Annotated in this window: 12 protein-coding genes; 1 reads left to right on the top strand and 11 read right to left on the bottom strand. The window is 70.5% G+C overall.

Going from position 1 to position 17610, the window contains the following annotated elements:
- Nucleotides 1-86: 86 nt before the first annotated feature.
- The 6 genes from QBL25_RS04195 to QBL25_RS04170 form a co-directional block, all read right to left on the bottom strand.
- Nucleotides 87-1196: an NAD(P)-binding domain-containing protein gene (locus QBL25_RS04195; RefSeq protein WP_409055603.1), complete on the bottom strand. Its 1110-nt coding sequence runs from the start codon at nt 1194-1196 to the stop codon at nt 87-89.
- A gap of 51 nt (nt 1197-1247) precedes the next feature.
- Nucleotides 1248-2456: an LLM class flavin-dependent oxidoreductase gene (locus tag QBL25_RS04190; protein WP_409055602.1), complete on the bottom strand. Its 1209-nt coding sequence runs from the start codon at nt 2454-2456 to the stop codon at nt 1248-1250.
- Nucleotides 2457-2458: 2 nt separating this feature from the next.
- Nucleotides 2459-3502 (bottom strand): ABC transporter substrate-binding protein, encoded by a 1044-nt coding sequence (locus QBL25_RS04185; protein WP_409055601.1) that lies wholly within the window; start codon nt 3500-3502, stop codon nt 2459-2461.
- Nucleotides 3503-3558: 56 nt separating this feature from the next.
- Nucleotides 3559-4383, bottom strand: a complete 825-nt coding sequence (locus QBL25_RS04180; RefSeq protein ID WP_409055600.1) for an ABC transporter ATP-binding protein — start codon at nt 4381-4383, stop codon at nt 3559-3561.
- Entirely contained in the window at nt 4356-5297 is a 942-nt protein-coding gene (locus QBL25_RS04175) for an ABC transporter permease (protein WP_409055599.1), read from the bottom strand. Before QBL25_RS04175 ends, QBL25_RS04180 begins: the two co-directional genes overlap by 28 nt.
- Before the next feature lie 122 nt (nt 5298-5419).
- Complete coding sequence (locus QBL25_RS04170; protein WP_349817350.1) at nt 5420-5503, bottom strand: putative leader peptide; 84 nt, start codon at nt 5501-5503, stop codon at nt 5420-5422.
- A 100-nt stretch (nt 5504-5603) separates the two neighbouring features.
- On the opposite strand from QBL25_RS04170, the gene QBL25_RS04165 reads away from it, so the two are divergent.
- Complete coding sequence (locus tag QBL25_RS04165) at nt 5604-6029, top strand: secondary thiamine-phosphate synthase enzyme YjbQ (RefSeq protein ID WP_409055598.1); 426 nt, start codon at nt 5604-5606, stop codon at nt 6027-6029.
- Between the two features lie 375 nt (nt 6030-6404).
- On the opposite strand, the gene QBL25_RS04160 is transcribed toward QBL25_RS04165, so the two are convergent.
- From QBL25_RS04160 to QBL25_RS04140, 5 genes are all read right to left on the bottom strand, one after another.
- Nucleotides 6405-8222: a hypothetical protein gene (locus QBL25_RS04160; protein ID WP_409055597.1), complete on the bottom strand. Its 1818-nt coding sequence runs from the start codon at nt 8220-8222 to the stop codon at nt 6405-6407.
- 289 nt (nt 8223-8511) lie between these two features.
- Nucleotides 8512-9792 (bottom strand): TIGR02679 family protein, encoded by a 1281-nt coding sequence (locus tag QBL25_RS04155; RefSeq protein ID WP_409055596.1) that lies wholly within the window; start codon nt 9790-9792, stop codon nt 8512-8514.
- Nucleotides 9789-14045: a TIGR02680 family protein gene (locus QBL25_RS04150; RefSeq protein WP_409055595.1), complete on the bottom strand. Its 4257-nt coding sequence runs from the start codon at nt 14043-14045 to the stop codon at nt 9789-9791. Before QBL25_RS04150 ends, QBL25_RS04155 begins: the two co-directional genes overlap by 4 nt.
- Complete coding sequence (locus tag QBL25_RS04145) at nt 14042-15343, bottom strand: TIGR02678 family protein (protein ID WP_409055594.1); 1302 nt, start codon at nt 15341-15343, stop codon at nt 14042-14044. The genes QBL25_RS04150 and QBL25_RS04145 overlap by 4 nt, the downstream gene beginning before the upstream one ends.
- Before the next feature lie 20 nt (nt 15344-15363).
- A complete protein-coding gene (locus tag QBL25_RS04140; RefSeq protein ID WP_409055593.1) occupies nt 15364-16992 on the bottom strand; it encodes a TIGR02677 family protein in 1629 nt (542 codons plus the stop codon).
- Nucleotides 16993-17610: the final 618 nt, after the last annotated feature.

The following is a 17610-nucleotide window of genomic DNA, read 5'->3' as shown; positions in this document are numbered from 1 at the left end:
CCGGCCTCCGGCGCCCGGAGGCCGGCACGGTCCGCGCGGGCTCCCGGACCGGACCGTGCCGGCCCCGCACCACCCGCCCGCCGGTGTCACACCGCGGCCGGCGTGTCCTCCAGCAACCGCTTGATGTCCCGCACGGCCGCCCGCCCCGCGCGGTTCGCGCCGATGGTGCTGGCCGAGGGCCCGTAGCCCACCAGGTGGATGCGGGGGTCGGCGACGGCGCGGGTGCCCTCGACGCGGATGCCGCCGCCCGCCTCGCGCAGCCGCAGCGGCGCCAGATGCTCGATCGCCGCCCGGAAACCGGTGGCCCACAGGATGACGTCGGCGTCCACGCGCCGCCCGTCGTCCCACTCCACGCCGCTCGGCGTGATGCGGTCGAACATGGGGAGCCGGTCGAGCACCCCGTCGGCCCGCGCCTGCCGGATCGCGTCGTTGACGGGAAGACCGGTCACCGACACCACGCTCTGCGGGGGCAGCCCCTGCCGCACCCGCTCCTCGACCATGGCGACGGCCGAGCGCCCCCAGTTCTCGTCGAACGGCCCCTCGCGGAAGACGGGCGGGCGCCGGGTGACCCAGGTGGTCCGCGCCGCGTACGGGGCGATCTCCATGAGGTGCTGGGTGCCCGACGCGCCGCCGCCCACGACGATCACCCGCTGTCCGGCGAAGGCCTCGGGCCCGGGGTAGACGGCCGTGTGCAGCTGCCGTCCGCGGAAGGTGTCCTGGCCCGGGTAGCGCGGCCAGAACGGCCGGTCCCAGGTGCCCGTGGCGTTGATCAGCGTGCGCGTGGACCAGTCCCCGGCCGTGGTCTCCACCAGCAGCCGCCCGCCGTCGCCCTCGCGTACCCGCCGTACGTCGACGGGCCGGTGCACCCGCAGGCCGAAGCGCCGCTCGTACTCCTCGAAGTACTCCTGGATGACCTCCGAGGAGGGGCGGGCGGGGTCGGCGCCGGTCAGTTCCATGCCGGGCAGGGCGTGCATGCCGTGCACTTTGCCGTACGTGAGCGAGGGCCAGCGGAACTGCCAGGCGCCGCCGGGACGCGGCGCGTGGTCCAGGACGACGAAGTCCCGGTCCGGCTCGAATCCGACCCTGCGCAGGTGATAGCCGCTGGACAGACCCGCCTGCCCGGCGCCTATGACGACCGTGTCCACCTCTTGTGCCGCTTGGTCTGCGGCCGCGTCCCGTGCCCCGATGTCGTTCACGCTTCTACCAACTGCATCGGGGCGCGGGATCTTCCCGCGCGTCCGCGCGGGTCAGCGCCCGCCGGCCACCAGGAGCGGGGCGCCGCCCGGAACCGGGGCGCGGCGGCCGTTCGCCGCGGGCGCCCCGGCCGTCGGCGACGCCGGGACGCGGGGCAGCAGGCCGCGGGCCGCCAGATCCGGGATCACGCCCTCGCCGAACCAGTAGGCCTCCTCCAGGTGCGGATAGCCCGACAGGACGAAGTGCTCGACGCCCAGCGCGTGGTACTCCTCGATGCGGTCGGCGACGTCCGCGTGGCTGCCCACGAGCGCGGTGCCCGCGCCGCCCCGGACGAGACCGACGCCCGCCCACAGGTTCGGGGAGATCTCCAGCTTGTCGCGGGAGCCGCCGTGCAGCGCCAGCATCCGCTGCTGGCCCACGGACTCGCTGCGGCCGAGCGCCTGCTGGGCGGCGGCGATGGTGTCCGGGTCGAGGTCGTCGAGCAGCCGGTTCGCGGTGGCCCACGCCTCGGCGGCGGAGTCCCGCGAGATGGTGTGCAGCCGGATCCCGAACCGGACCGTGCGCCCCTGCTCCTCGGCCAGCCCGCGAATCCAGTCGATCTTCTCCTTGACCTGCTCCGGCGGCTCGCCCCAGGTCAGATACACGTCCGTGTGGCGGGCGGCCACCGGCCCGGCGGCGGCCGACGAACCGCCGAAGAAGATCTCGGGCAGCGGGTCCGGGGGCAGCGCGGTGAGACCGCCTTCCACGTCGTAGTGCTTGCCGTGGAAGTCGAAGGGCTTGCCGCCCCACACGCCCCGTACGACGGACAGGAACTCGTCGGTGCGTTCGTAGCGGTGATCGTGGTCGAGGTGGTCGCCGAAGCGCCGCTGCTCGGTGGAGTCGCCGCCCGTGACGACGTTCAGGAGCAGCCGTCCGCGCGTGATGCGCTGATAGGTGGCGGCCATCTGCGCGGCGAGCACCGGCGAGATGACGCCGGGCCGGAACGCCACCAGGAACTTGAGCCGTTCGGTGTGCTGGGCCAGGGCGACCGTGGTCAGCCAGGCGTCCTCGCACCAGGTGCCGGTCGGGGTCAGCACCGCCTCGAAGCCCACCTGCTCGGCCGCCTTGGCGATCTGGATCAGATAGTCGATGTCGGGGGCCCGGACCCCGCTGACCGGAGTGACGCGGGAGCGCTTGACGCCGCCGTCGGTGTAGGCGTGCCGGTCCACGAGGGTGCGGCCGTCGCCGCCGGTGGGCAGGAACCAGTTGAGGTGGACGGTCATCGTCAGGACTCCTTGCGGTACGTGCGCGGCTTGCTGGTCGAGGGCGGCAGGTCGCCGTTGAAGCGGGTGTCGACGAAGTCGCCGAAGTCGACGCGGCGCGGGATCAGCTTCAGGCCGGTGAAGGTGTCCGCGATCTCCTGCTCGGACTTGATCACGTTCTTGTCCACGGCCACCGGGACGCGGGTGCCGTTGCTGCGCTTGACGGCGGCCAGCGCGACCTCGTAGGGCAGGCCGGTGTCCTTCGACCAGACCTTGGCCCAGGCCTCCGGGTGGTCGAAGACCCAGTCCTGGGCCTTGCGCAGCCGCTTGAGGTAGTCGGCCACCGCCGCGGACTTCTTCTTGTCCTTGAGCGCGCCCGGCGCCGCCACCTGGAAGGAGAGGCCGTTCACCAGGCCGTCTCCGTCCGTCAGGACATGGCCCTTCTTGCTCTCCAGGACCTGCGAGGTGTACGGGTCCCACACCGCCCAGGCGTCCACCTTGCCGCTGGTGAACGCGGCCAGCGCGTCGGCCGGCTGGAGGTACTTGACCTCGACGTCCTTGAAGCTGAGCCCGGCCTTTTTGAGGGACGCGATGAGCTGGTAGTTCGCCGACGAACCCTGGGCCACGGCGACGGACTTGCCCTTGAGGTCCTCGGTCTTCTTCAGGGGCGATCCGTTCCGGACGAGGATCGCGTCGCCGGAGGCGGTGCCGTGGTACGCGGCGACCACGGAGATCTTCGAGTTCGCTCCGGCGGCGAACACGGGCGGTGTGTTGCCGACGCCGCCGATGTCCACGGCCTTGGCGTTGACGGCCTCCAGGAGGGGCGGCCCCGAGGTGAACGTGGACCAGCGGATCTTGTACTTCAGGTCGTCGAGCTCCCCGGCCGCACGCAGCACGGCTTCCGAACCGCCCTTCTGGTCGGCGACGTTGAGGGTGAGCGAGCCCTTGCCGTCGGTGCCGCCGCCGGAACCGGCGGACGAGGTGTTGGCGGAGGAGGCTCCTGAGCAGGCGGCCAGCAGCAGGGCCAGGGGCAGGAGCAGGGCGGGGGCGGCCAGATGCCGTCGCATGGTGAGTCCGTTCGGTCTGTTCGTGCCGGGCACGGGGGAGGGGAGGTGCGGGAGGTTCACGCCGCGGCGGCGTCTGCCGCATCCGGCGTGTCGACGCCGAGGCGCTGGAGAAGTTCGGCGCGCAGTTCGCCGAAGCGCGGGTCGGAGATGCCGCGCGGCCGGTCCAGGTCGATCTCGGTCTCGTACGCGATGACCCCCTCGTCCATGACGAGCACCCGGTCGGCGAGGAGCACCGCTTCCTCGACGTCGTGCGTGACCAGCAGGACGGCGCAGCCGCGCCGCTGCCACAGTTCGTCGACCAGCCGCTGGGCCTTGATGCGGGTGAGCGCGTCGAGGGCGCCGAACGGCTCGTCGAGCAGCAGCAGATCGGGCTCGCGCACCAGGGCGCGGGCCAGCGAGGCGCGCTGGGCCTCGCCGCCGGAGAGCGTCTTGGGCCAGGCGTTGGTGCGGTGCTTGAGTCCGACCTCCTCCAACGCCCGCTCGGCGACGCCGCGGTCGGGCTTGCCCGGCAGGCCGAGCAGGACGTTGCGCCAGACGCGCTTCCAGGGCATGAGCCGGGGCGCCTGGAACGCGACGGCCTTGCGGCGCGGCACCAAGACCGTGCCTTCGATGTCCCGGTCGAGGCCGGCCAGGATGCGCAGCAGGGTCGACTTGCCGCAGCCGCTGCGTCCGAGCAGCGCCACGAACTCGCCCGGCCGCACGTCGAGATCGAGGTGGTCGATGACGGCACGCCCGTCGAAGGAGCGGGTCAGGCCCTTGACCCGTACGGCCGAGCCGGTCTGGGGTGTCTGCTGCGTCGGCGCGGTGGCCGCGGGAGCGGTGGTGGCCGCGGTGGCCGCGGCGGCGGTGGGGGTCACCGGCCCGTGAACGTCGGTCGCCATTGCAGCAGCAGCCTTTCGAGGGTGCGGACGATGAAGTCGGCGATGAGGCCGAGGAAGGCGTAGACGATCAGGCAGACGACGATCACGTCGGTCCGCAGGAAGTCACGGGCCTGGACCATCAGGAAGCCGATCCCGGAGTCCGCGTTGATCTGCTCGGCGAAGACGAGGGCGAGCCAGGCGATGCCCAGGGAGTAGCGGAGGCCGGTCATCGCACCCGGCAGCGCGCCCGGCAGGATGACGTGCCGCACCAGGCCCCACCGGGAGAGCCCGAGGGACTCACCGGCCTCGATGAGCTGGGAGTCGACCCCGCGGATGCCCGCGTAGACGTTCAGATAGAGCGGGAAGGAGACGCCGAGCGTGATGATGGCGACCTTGGGCGCCTCGCCGATGCCGAACCAGATGATGAACAGCGGGATGAGTCCGACGAACGGCACGGTGCGCAGCATCTGCACGCTGGCGTCGACGAGGTCCTCGCCGACGCGGAAGAGCCCGGAGACGAGGGCGAGCGCGATGCCCACGACCGTGCCGAACAGCAGCCCCACCGCGACCCGTTGCAGCGAGACGCCCATGGCGGAGGTCAGTGAGCCGTCGGCGAGGAGGTCGCGGGCGACGCCGGCGATGGTGCCCGGCGAGGCGAGCACGTCCGGGGTCAACGCGCCGGTGCTGCTGAGGAGTTGCCACAGGGCGAGGAGCGCGAGAGGGCCGGAGGTGCGGCGCAGCCAGCGCGGGACACGGGCGCGGCGGGTGGACGACGGGACGATGGGGACGAGGCCGGGCTCGGCCGTCCGGGCGCCCGCGGCGTCCTTGAGGCTGTCGCTTTTCTTGGTGTCCCCGTCGACCGGGGCGGAGTCGTCGGACTTGGATATTCCCGAAATGTCGGATGCGGGATCCGGCGGGGCATGGCTGATGCTCATGGGTGTGCTCCACGGCAGGAGGGAGGGATGCCTGCAGGGCCCGCGCGCGGGACGGTGAGGTCAACCGCGCGAAGGCAGTAGGGCAGACAAGTGCGAGAGGAGGAGAGCGGGCTGAGAGGGCGTCAGCAGCCGCGGCGACACGCAGCAGAAGCCACCCGCAGCAGGTCGATGTGACCGCGCGTGGTGAGCAGAGCTGAACGCAACATGCCGCAGAACGTAGCCAGGTCGTCCGCGTACGGTCAACGCCGTCTCGAAGGGCGGACGCCGCGTATCAAGAACGGGCAGGTGGTGAGGGAAGATGGACCCATGTCTGATGCTTTCACCACACGTGTCCTGAACGTCACCACCGGCTCGTCGGAGAAGGTCTTCGACCTCACCGGCGACATCGAGAGCTTCCTGAGCGAGGCGGCGGCGGGCCGCGACGGCCTGCTCAACGTCTTCGTCCCCCACGCGACCGCCGGTGTCGCGGTCCTGGAGACGGGCGCGGGCAGCGACAACGACCTCCTGGCCGCACTGCACACCCTGCTCCCGGCGGACGACCGCTGGCAGCACCGCCACGGCAGCCCCGGCCACGGCCGCGACCACGTCCTGCCGGCCCTGGTGCCCCCGCACGCGACGCTGCCGGTGGTGGGCGGCCACCTGGAGCTGGGGACGTGGCAGTCGGTGTGCCTGGTGGACACCAACGTTGATAACAGCAACCGTCACGTTCGGCTGAGCTTCTTCGGGGGGTGAGCCGAGCTGGCTGAACGATAGTCGGGAAGTACGGCCGCACCAACTGGACGATCGAGCCGCGTGCCTGAACCTGCTGGCCAAGCCTGTAGCTGGTCTGTTGGGCGTTTCTCTGTCGGCGCGGGATTTGAACCCGGGAACTCTTCGTCCTGAATGAGGTTCGGTTGCTGAACTTGTAGGCGCGGCTGGCGTTTTCGCCGTCCTGGGCGTCGGGGTCTCGCGGTGTCGGGTGGTTTCGAGGGGGCTCGGGGAGCGGATTGGCTCCCCGATGGCTCCCAGGGATCGAGCCGCCGCCCCCTGCCGTTGACGCCCCTACATACTTGGCGCGGCGCCCGGGGCGTAAGTCCACGAGGCTGAGGCTGATCGACACGGCGGCCGTCAGCGTCCCGGCGGAGGCGCCGACCACGCGAACCCCTCGACGGCCGCGCCGAGGAGGTCGCCGAGCCGGTGCCAGGCGCCCGGGCCGGCGTGCGACATGGGGCTCGCTGCGAACCGCTGCCAAGCCGCGTCACTGTCTCCGAGTACCTCGGACACGTAGGCTGCGACTGCGGGATGAGTGGTGTCATAGCGTGGGCCGCGGGCTTTGACTGCTGACCAGGCAGGCAGCAGCCGGAGCAGCTCAGGAGAACACTCGGGCCGGGCCAGCATGATCTCGGTCCAGCTTTCGCGTAGTTCGGGTCCGCCGCCTAGGCGCCTGCGCAGGTGCAGTGTGAGGTCGAGCAGAGTCTGCTGTGGGGCGGAGTGGCGGGCCAGTACGTCGTCGAAGGTGAGGGACTTTCGGTAGGAGCGGGCGGCGAAGGAGAGCAGGGCCTCCTCGACGAGCGCGTCGTTTCCCGTGTGCCGGTCCAGGTACGCGACGAGAACGGCCTCATCGGCGTTGGCAAGCTGTCTGAACCGGATGCTCAGTGGGTCGCCGAGGGAGGCCGTGCGTCGGCCCGGCAGGGCAGGGACGGGATCCGTGACGAGCGGCATGATGGTGGCAATCAGTTCCTCGGCGCGTTGGTTTTCCTCCCACGCGGAATGGCTGGTGGGGTAGCGGTGTGCACGGGACCGTGTGGCCAGCGACCGCCTGGTGTCCTCGACTACGAGGCGCGCCTTCTGCCGCGCCTCCTCCGGGACTTCGGGGAGATGTACGAGGAGTGCGTGCAACCAGCCGAGGTCGCGCACGGCCCGATGGACCGAAGCAGGTTCGGGTTCCCAGAGGTCCAGAGCGGTAATGCAGATGGTTGCGAACCGAGCGCCGAGGGCGGCGACGAGGTCCTGGGACGCCAGCCATTCTCGGGGCCGGCCGTAACGCCGGGCCTCGCCGGGGTTGAGGAGGAACCGCCAGGTCTGGCTTGCTGTCCGCTCTACCCAGTCGATGGCGGAGCGGCAGAGAACGGTCTGGATGTACCCGGACTGCATCTCCCCGTCGAGAAATTTTTCCACGTAGTCTCGCTCCTGCTGGGACGCGGCCGCCAACGCGTCGGCGTAGCGCTCCCGTGCCTGCGCGGGGGTCAGGCCGTCCCGGCAGGATCGGAAAATCCGGGTGGCGAGGACCGCACGCTCGAAGGACTCCAGATCGTGTGCCGCGACTTCCTCCAACAAGGTTGGTTCTACGTGCCACGGTATGGAGCCGAGCAGGTGTTCACGCACCACGCGATCGGCGGCAGGCTGCTTCGCGGACCAGGCCAATAGACGGCGGTGATGTTCGGTCTGGGCCCGCAGGACGCCGTCCCACATGTTTTTCCATGCGTCGGTTGCGGCGCGGTGGCGCTCCATCCACGCATCGACGTCTTCTTCGCCGTCATGCTTGTCCGGCCCGAGCGGGAGGCAGCCGAGGGCTGCGGCGAACACGTCCTCGTGCAGGGCGTGTTCGCCAAGGACGACTTGGGCGGGCGTCGGCTCCGCCAGCAGCTCGGGGGTGATGGGAAGGTGCGATTTCGAGCGGCGGCGGAGCTCGGCGGCGACGGCGTGGATGAGTGCTACGCCGCCCTCTCTCCGGCCAAGTGCACCGAGTTGCTCCTCGGTGCACTTCTCCAGTACTTGCGCCCTGTATGCGCCCGGGCAGTCTTGGTGCGACAGGGCGACGCGGGTCAAGTCCATGCGCCCGGTCGCCATGTGCGGGCGCGGTTCGCGATCGAGGTCGCTCTCCACCGCCAAGGCCAATAGCCACTCGGGCGCCGACTTTGCGAGCGGTCCCGTAAGTAGGGACATGGCCAAACCGTCCCGATCCGTGCCCGGGGGCGCCGTGCGTATCGCCTCGATAGCCATGCGGGTAGGCGGGGAATCATCGGACGCCTGCGCGATGACCGTACGCAGGAAGTCGTATGGAAGAGACAAGCGTGATTCCGGTGCGGGCATCGGACTCCAATCGTCGACACCGCCCCGCGACGTGATCCTCTGGTCAGAGTCACCCGGGAGCGGCGTCGTATCAGGTGTGAGCGTCAATCATGCCGAAAAGGACTGACAATCCAGGTGAGTTCCGCATGATGCCGACGTCGCTCTACACCTGGCGTGACAGGTCTGCCACCAAGAGATCGAGCGTGGCCTCCTCATGGAGCGCGACGCCGAGGGCGGTCATGGCAGGGGCGAGGTCCGGGTCCCAGTCTGCGTCGACCGGCTGTCCGTCGAGGGCCAGTTGAGGGATGCCTTCGGCCTGACTGCGGGCGGCCAGGCGCTCGTAGTCCGCCGTGCCCAGGCGCCACGGCAGGGCTTCGTAGCGGCGGATGACCCGGTTGGCCAGAGCGATCCCCGGCCAGTCGAAGTCGCCGTGGTACGCGAAGCGGCAACCCGTGGCGGCGAGGGCGTCGAGAAGAGTGAAGACCACGGTGGCCGCGCTGCCGGAGGTGCACACCAGGGGCTGGACGCAGGCCGCGTCCGCCGCGGCTTCCACCACGCGCGGATTCTCACAGATGTGGATGAGCGTTCCGGCGGGGAGCTGCGGCCGGAGGCCATGCAGGTCGCGTGGTGTGACGTGCACTTCGGCGTGATGGTCGGCTCGCTCCCGCAGAGCACGCTCCCGCCAGCCCTCGCCGTCGGGTCGCAGTCCGTACGTCAGCACCGTGCTGGAGACCTCGTCCGGCGTGACGGACACCAGCCGCCACAGAGCGCGTCGGCCGGCCGCGTCGTCGGGGAACTCGGTGCCATGGGCGAGGGCGACCCCGCGTTGGACGAGGCGTGCGAGCCAGGTTCCGTCGTCCAGGCCGTGCGCGGAGCCGGTCGTCATGGCGGCGAGTTCTCCTCGGCCGCGTGTGCCGTTGCGTTCATGTCCTTCGGGTCCGAGAAGAGCGGTGAGGACCTGGATCGCCTGCTGAAGTGTCCATATCGCCGCTTCGGGCGTCACTCCTCTTGGAACACCGGCACGGCGCAGCAGGTCGTACCACTGCCGGGGCCATTCCTGGTCGGCTAGTGGGGAGGCGTCCAGTGACGAAGCAAGGGACGACCACACTTGTTCCCGCCGTGTGGCCACGTCCGCACGGGCGGCACGGCGGTCGGTGAGTGGCGGGCCGAGTTCCTCCAGGGTCTGTCTGAGGCCGAGTCCGGCGGCCGAAGCGCGCAGCCGTGCGTCGAGCACGTCGAGCCGTATGGTCACGGCGGCACTTGTGAGGGGTTTGCCGAGCAGAAGAGACAGGTCGTTGCGTTCCTGGGCGTTCATCGCGGTCAGCCGGAGTGAACCCGTGGCCTGTACGCCGTTGCTTTCCAGGCGTTTACGTACCCCCTGCCAGAGCCGGGTGAGTCCAGGTCCCGTCAGCCAGTCGCGCGTTGCGGCGGGCAGCCCGCTCATACGGACACCAGACGCCGGTGCCGACCGTTCCAGGTGTAGTGCAGGGTGGCCACCCCGCGTACGTGGGGATCACGGAGGCACTCGTAGATGTGCAGGGACGGAACCTCGGGCCAGTTGCCCATGAGCCGCTCGCTGGTGAGGACGAAGTCGAGATCGAGGTCGACGAGGATACGGCCCAGCCGGCCATGGGTGGGTTCGTCGACCTTGGCGAAGGCGTCGTCCAGGAGGATCAGCCGCGGCGCGTGCGGTGCCGACTCGGCGAGGCTGGTGAAGTGGGCGGCAGCCGCGGCGAAGAGTACGAGGTAGGAGAGCACGCGTTGTTCGCCCTGGCTGAGACCGGTCCGGCCGGTCAGTTTCCTACGGCGGCCCGGGGCCGCGTCTTCGACCACGAAGGTGTGGAAGCGGAACCAGTCGCGGTAGTCCAGCGCGGTCCGCAGATGGGCGGCGTAACCGGCTGACGGGTCGGCACGGCGGGCGTCCTCGATCCGGCGTTGCAGCACCTCGCGCAGCTGCTCTGTCTGGTCGCGAGTCCTGAGGCTCGACGGACTGCGCAGCAGCTCGACGGCCGCGCGCACATCCGCGTCCACGTCCTCGTCCAGCTTCCACAGCAGCTCGACACCGAGGCCGTGGGAGGTGCGCACAGTCCGCAGGGTGTCGTTGAGAGCCGCGACCAGGTTCGCCGCGGTGATGACCTGTGCCGAGAGGTGGTCGCCGAGCTCGCCGGTCAGGAACCGCTGGAAGACCTCACGTTCGCGCTCGGTGAGCCGTCCCCGGGCCTCCGCGGCCTGAACCGCGATCCGCTCGCCCACGGCCGCGACGTCATGGGACCCGTGGTCGTCGACCAAGCGGCACACCTTGATCCCGTCACGCTCCTCCAGCTGCGCGTCGAATCCGCCGGCCAGTTGGTCGCGCAGATCGGTGTGGCGGTTGAGCAGGGTGCTGTCCGAGACCTCGCCCTTCGGGCGGCCGAGGGCCTGCTCCACGGCTTCGGCGAGGGCCCGCAGCGCGCGCAGACGGCTGCGGACGTCCGCGCCGGGATCGTCCGACACGAACTCGGGGAGCGAAGCCCGGTCAAGCCCGGCGCCGCGCACCACCTCGGGTCGACTGAGAGCGCCGCGAAGAGCGCTGCCGACGTCGATGACCGCGGTCTCCTGATCCACCAGGCTCCCGCGCAGGCGCTTTTCGTCCTCTTCCGCGCGTACGCGCAGGTCGTGGAAATCGTCGCGAGCTCGTTGTGCCGCGGGGAGCGCTTGGACGGCGTTCGCGATGCGCTGCTTGGTCTCCTGCTCGCGGGTGAGGATCTCCTCCTCGGACGACCCGATGGCCTCCTCGCGGGTGCGCAGGTCCTGCTCGGCGGTACGCAGACCGGTGAGGTGGACCCGGTAGCCCTCTTCCGCAGCCAGGCGATCCTCGCGGGCGCGTCCGTACCGGTCGGCATCGGTCTGGTTGGTACCGAGTCGCTCTCCCGTGCCGCTGACCGCCCTGCGCAAATGCCCGATACCGCTGAGCAGGCCGGCCAGTGCGGTGCGCACACGGTCCAGGGCGGCGGGGTCGCCGGGCAGATCGTGGGCAGTCGCGGTGGCATCCGCCTCGGTCCGCGCCGATACCGCCAGAGCGCGGGCCTCCTCGGCCAGCCGCGCCGCCCGGGTCGCCTTGGCGGTCAGGTCGCGCAGCGTCCGCTCGGCTGATTCAGTCCTGCTCCATGCGTCCGCGAGATTCCGTGCCCTGGGGAAATCCCGTTCCGCGATCGTGAGAGCCCGACGCATGGCATCGGCTACGGCGAGTTCCTCGCGGACATCGGCCAGCCGCTGTTTCGTATGCGCGATCCGCTCCTCCAACTCGGCGAGAATGCGTCGCCGAGTCTCGGCGCGTACGGCGGCCCCCACGTACTCGGTGTCGCCCTTGTCATGACGACCGCTGAGTACGCCCAGACGCCAACTGCCGTCGTAGAAAACCGCGTTGTGCGCGGAGGTCTCCTGTGCCGATGCGAGTGCGATGGTGGCCAGGAGACTCTCCACCTGCTCGGAGGTGACGCCGCAACCCGGTTCAGGGGCCGGGCGCAGGGCCGAGGCGAGAGTCCGCCCGCCGGACAGCACGGGACCCGGCTGGAGAAGGGTGTCCCGGGTGCGCGGATCGAGAAGGACGCCGCCCGCACTCACCCACGCGTCCAGGATTCCACTCGCCTCCAGCGCCCCTTCCAGACCGGCTCGGTCGGCCGGAGCCAGGTCGTCCACGAAGTCCACGAGCCGATAGAAAGGGGCTCCACTGCCCGGCGTCCTTGCGGCGGCACGATGGTGCGGGGCCGGCGGCTCGGGGTCGGTACGTTGCTCCCAGTCCCGCTTCTGCTCCGCCAGGTGGTCGACTTCCTCGCCGAGCCGGTTGACGTCGAGTGCCAGGGCGTCCCGGCGCCCGGTGAGTTCCTCGCCGTACGGCTCCAACGCGGCCTGAGCTGTCCGCCACGCCTGGCTGTCGATGTCGGGCGGCAGTGTGCGGTCCGCGAACGGCGCGTCGGTAGAGGTCTCGTGGCCGACGGTGGCGTGGACAGCGTCGAGTGACGGGCAGTCGATACCCAGCGCAGTCCGCGTGCGTGCCGCCCAGTCGGCGACTTGGCGGGCGTAGGCGCCGCTCTCCTCGGCGACCTTCTGACGGCTGCCCTCCAGATGGCCGGCGGCCTCTTCCGCCTCGCCCTCCAGCCGTTCCCGCTCGCCATCGGCCTGAGCCGCCGCGGTCCGGGCCTCGTCCGCCCGTGAGATGAGGCGGGTCACCTCCTGAACCATCCGGGCCCGGTTTCTCGCGACCGCCTCGGCGTCCTCCAACTGGTACTGCCAGGACCGCAGCCCCTCCTGCGCCGTGACCGTGTCCACGCGGGCCACCGACCGGTGCCGTACGGTACGCGACTCCCCGTCCGGAGTCGTCAGATCGGTCTCGGTGGCCTGGGCGAGAACCGTGCGCGGCAGAGCCACCGCCTCGCCGAGATGACCGGTGGGAAGCCCGGCCTTCTCCGCCTGCGTCAGCAGCTCCCGGTGTTCGGTTCCCAGCTCGGCCAGCCGGCTCCCCAGGTGTTCGACCCCTTCGGTGAGCCGCTCCGCCGTGTTCTCCTCCGCGTCGTGTGCGTTGCGCAGGGTGGTGAAGGCGGCCTCGGCGGCGGTGTGCAGCGCCTCCACCGTGCTGCGGCGCTCCGACAGTTCGCGCAGGCTGCGGTAGGCGTGACTGGCGTGCAGGGCGGCCAGGTCGGTCCGGGCGTTCTGTTCCTCGTCGTGCAGGGTCTCCAGTCGGCCCTCCGACTCCTCCTCCTGCGTCCGCAGGTCGCTCGTCCGCTGTGCGGCGTCTCCGGCCGCCCGGCGCCGGTGCGCGAGGACGCCCAGTTCGTGGCTCACTCTCTGCGCGGAGGTGCGCAGGACTCCGGCCAGGTAGCCGCGGTAACTGGTGAGGAAGGTGCGCAGTGCCGTGTCAGTGCGTTCCAGGCGGCCGAGTTCGTCCCGTACGGCGTCGAGGTCGTGCAGGTTGCGCGCCACCTTCTCGACCACGTCCTCGTCGAGCCCCGGCAGGGTCTCGCTCAGCAGGGAGACCAGGCCCCCGTGTTCGATCCGGTCGCCGACCGTCGGGCGCCGCAGCCGGTGGAGGAGCTGGGTGAGATTGCGGTAGCGCGTCGCGTCGGTGATGCCGAACAGGTCGCGGGCCACGCGCGAGCGGTGCTGGACTGCACGGTCGGTCGTGTTGTCGGAGCCGACGATCTCCTTGAGCCGGTCGACCGGCAGCGGCTTACCGGCCTCGACCAGGTGCAGGTCCTCACCGATCCGCAGCGGGGTGACGAAGAACGTCGGCAGCGCCTTCTGCGTCGACTTCGAGGCGCGGATGGCGGCACCGAGCGTCAGGTGGCGGTGACCGCCGTCGTCGGCCGTGCCCTGGAACTCCACCCACAGGTACCCGAGACGGTTGGTCTGCTCGAACCCGTCCAGCATCAGCCAGGCGAGCGTGGTGCGGCCGGTGCCTGTCGCGTCCAGTGCCCGGGAGTCGCCGTCCAGAAGATACGGGAGCAGCATCTCCAGGGCCTTGGACTTGCCCGCGCCGTTCTTGCCGCGCAGCAGCAGGCGTCCGTCGCCGAAGGAGAACTCCTGCTCGTCGTACTGCCAGACGTTCTGGATGCCCGCCCGGTGCAGCCGGAAGCGGGTGCCGGCGGTCGTCGCTGGGCCGGTGGGTGTCGCAGCGCCGGAACGCGGCAGCGGAACGAGGCCACGCCCGTCGGTGGTCATAGCGGCAACTCCTCTTGTACGTCCGCGCCTTTGCCGGCTGCGGTGGCCGGGCGCACCGTGACTTGGGTGGCGTAGCGGGCCGCTGCGGCCAGCAGCACCCAGCCGTCGCCGCCGGGCCGTGCGCCATGGACATCGGTCACCGTGCGTCCTTCCGACGCCTCTTCGACGTACCCCTCCGGCAGTCCTTCGCCCTCGGCGCGCAGCCGGCCCGCGCGGGCCATCAGCCGCATGCGGACCAGCAGGTCCAGTACGGCCTCTCGCAGGGAGGGAGGGTCCTCCAGGTAGCCGCGTTGCCAGTTGCTGCGCTGCCCGTACTCGGTGATGAGCTCGGCGAGCACCTCGTCCACCAGGCCGTCTGGGACGGCCACCCCGATGACGAGCGTCCCGCCGGTCGCCGGATGCCCCGGCTCATGCGGCCGAAGGCGTTTCACCAGCCGTTCCGCCAGCAGCAGCGCGGCCTGTGCGACGGTCCCGGTGCCCGGCAGGTGCAGATCCGTCAGCTCCTCCTCGGGGTCCACCAGCGCCACGCCCTCGGCACGGATCTCCATCTCCAGACCGAGGAGTTCGAAAAATGCCTGGGCCTCCCGGCGCTGCCGGGTGCGCAGCCAGTCACGCTCGGCGTCCGTCAGCTCGTCGAGGTGGACGACGGGTGTCTCGACGAGCATCCGGCGCACGTAGGTGCGTGGTCCGCCGAAGCCCGGGTCCGCTGCCCGCCGGACCAGGTCGGCGCCGTTCCGTGCCTGGGAGAGCGGGCCGGCGACGACCACGCGTGCCAGCTCCCGGTCTATCGTGATCAGGGCTTCTCCGCCCGCCTCCTGCGCAAGTGCGGCCACATGACCCTCGGTCTCGATGAGCACGTCCCAGTCGACGAGCTGGCGCAGAGCCGCGACCAGGGTCCGCTTCCCGGCCGCTCGGCCCGTTTCCTCCAGCTCGATTCCGGCGTCGGCTGCGGCAGCTCTGATCTCGGCGACCAGGTGTGACAGGAGCATCTGCTCGGGCGCGGTCACCAGCACGGACAGGGCGAGCGCGAGGCAGGCGTATGTGTGTGGGGTGAACGGGGTGCCGGTGGAGCGCTCCAGCCGATGACCCGAACCCGTCCCCAGCCCCGCCTTGAACAGGCGGGCGTAGGAGCTGTCGACCAGCAGGCGGTAGCCGAGCACCTGCTGGAACCGTTTGCCCAGCCAGTCGGCGTGCCTGCGGATCAGCGGGAAGAGGTCGGCGTGGGGGCCGTCCGATGCGATCAGCGGGTGAGCGAGCAGCAACCGGGCGGCTGTGCGGCGCTCGGCTGTCAGGGCCACGTCGTGAGTCGAGGGGAGGGTCATGACACGCTCGCCTCCGTTTCGCCGTCGACCGCGGCGGAGGTGCGACCGATGTCCAGCTCCAGGTCGTCCAGCAGCAGGTCGCCGTCGGCCGAATACAGCACCGTTCGCGTGCCCGCCGTCCGGCGCACGGTGAGGCGGATACGCAGTTCGGCGTCTTCACTGCTGGCCGAGTCGAGGTCGAACCCCGCCGTCCTCTCCCCGTCCGTGCTGACGGGCCGGCTGAGTTGTGCGTTTCCGAGCGCTGTGGCCAGCAGCTCCAGGAGCAGGCTGAGTGCCGCTGACGTGAGGCGTACCTCGGCGAACCGGCCCGACGCGCTGCGCAGTTCGTCTGCCGCTGCTGTTCTGGCCGCTGCCCGCTGACGGGCTGCCTCCCTCAGCAGCTGCTTCTGCGCAGAGTGGTCCTCCACCGTTGAGGCCCGGCCTCGCTGGGCTCGGCTGCCTCTTTCGCGCAGGGCCACCGGCACCTCGACCACCGGGCCGGTCCACCAGCTCGTGTAGGCGGGCACCACTTCGTCGGTGGCCGGAGGTATACCCAGATGGCGGGCGCCGTACAGCCCGAAGGCGGCGACGGCGATGTCGTGCGCGTCTCGCGGCGCCGCTTCGTCGAACCAGCGGGCCAGCCGCAGCAGATCCTTGCGCCGGGACATCTCCCCGGTGGCCGACCGCAGCATCCGCTTGGCGTTGGCGAGCAGCGACTGCAACGCGCGCAGGGTGGCGTCGCGTAGCTGGTCGACCTGGCTGCCCTGGCCGTCGGTGTTGCTGAACCAGCCGCGCAGGCCCTCCCAGTCCGCGAACTCACGGCCCCGGCTGCGCTGGATCCGGACCTCCGGGCGGCTTTCGCCCTGCGCCTGCGCCGAGAGCCCGGTCAGCCCCTGGGCGTGGGAGTCCAGCCGGTCCAGCAGAGCCGGGATGTGCGGCCACAGAGTGTCCAACGCCGCCGAGATCCGGGGCGCGCGGAACGCCACGTCCTCCGTGATCGCCTCGACGTAGTCCAGGAGCAGTTCCTTGAAGCCCTGGTACTCGGCGCTGTCCAGGTCGTAGCGGGACAGCACCTGGCCGAGGTAGGCGTAGAAGTCGCGTATGGAGTCCGCGAACTCGGTGAACTGCACGAACAGCGTGCTGATCCGCTCCAGTCCGTCCTGCGGCTCGACGCCGCCCGGCGCGGTCACGAGGTCGGCCAGCTCCCGTAGTCCGCGCTCGACCAGGGCCAGCAGTTCGTTGCTCACCTCGCGGGCGGCGTCGGCTTCCGCCAGGACTCCGTCGGCGTCCCGCTGGATACGCTCGCCCAGTTTCGACAGCTGGTAGCGCGAGCGGGAACGTTGGTACTCGCTGATGCTGGACGCGTTCACCGTGTGGCTGCTGCGGAGCAGGTTTCCCCACTGGACCAGCTGTTCCAGCCGGACCGTGAGGGTGTCGGCGTCAAGTCCTGCGGCGGAAGCACCGGCCTGGCGCAGCTTCGCCATGATGTCCGGGACGGCGAGATCCGCCAGCAGCGTCCCGCAGAAGACCCGCATGATCGCGACGTGCTCCAGCCGCTCGGGCGCGCTGAGGTACGTGTACGCGTTCAGCCGCCGCCGCGCCTCCTCGTCAGCCGCTTGTCCTGCACCGGATGTTGACTCCCCCATGGCCGTGAGATTACGCGGAGCAGCCGGCCGCCGTCGTTGAGTGGCCGAAAATGCCGCGGACGCGTGCCAGGTCTCTGAACGGGCCGTTCGGGTTTAAGCGTGGGAGCGGTAGTCAGGGGGCCCTCTACCCCAGGGAGCGCCAACAATCCTGCTGAGAGCAACTCAAGCCTCAAGTGGTGGACGTCCTCTTGCAGCTTGCAAGTCTGATAGGCCAGCGGACGCGAACCAGCAGCTCAAATGAGGTCGGGTGGATCCGTTCCACGCGACCCATGCGACATCCATAGCTGGACAAGCTCTCCCTACCCGTCGGGTTGCATCGAAGCGGCCGAGCTGCAGACGGTCTCGCGGCTTGTAAATCTTTTTGGCCGCAATCCCGCTCACTCCGGCGGGATGCCCCTGAGGGTTCGGTCAAGGGCGACGACGGGACAGTTGGCGGACGGCGCCCGACGCCGTGAATCTCCTCGTGCCCGGTGGGGTGGGGACCACACGAGGCTTGGCGCGGCGCAGCGAGGCGCAGACGCCCTTGTGCTGCTGAGCGTGGCAGGCGCGGCGGGCACGAGAGGGCATCTCCTGACTTTAGGACTTCTGGTCAATGAACCGGCCCAAGAGTGGGTGACC

It is taken from the genome of Streptomyces sp. SYP-A7185 (genome assembly GCF_046103685.1).
In the GTDB taxonomy this organism is placed as follows: Bacteria; Actinomycetota; Actinomycetes; order Streptomycetales; family Streptomycetaceae; genus Streptomyces.
This window is presented reverse-complemented; position numbering and strand designations above follow the sequence as displayed.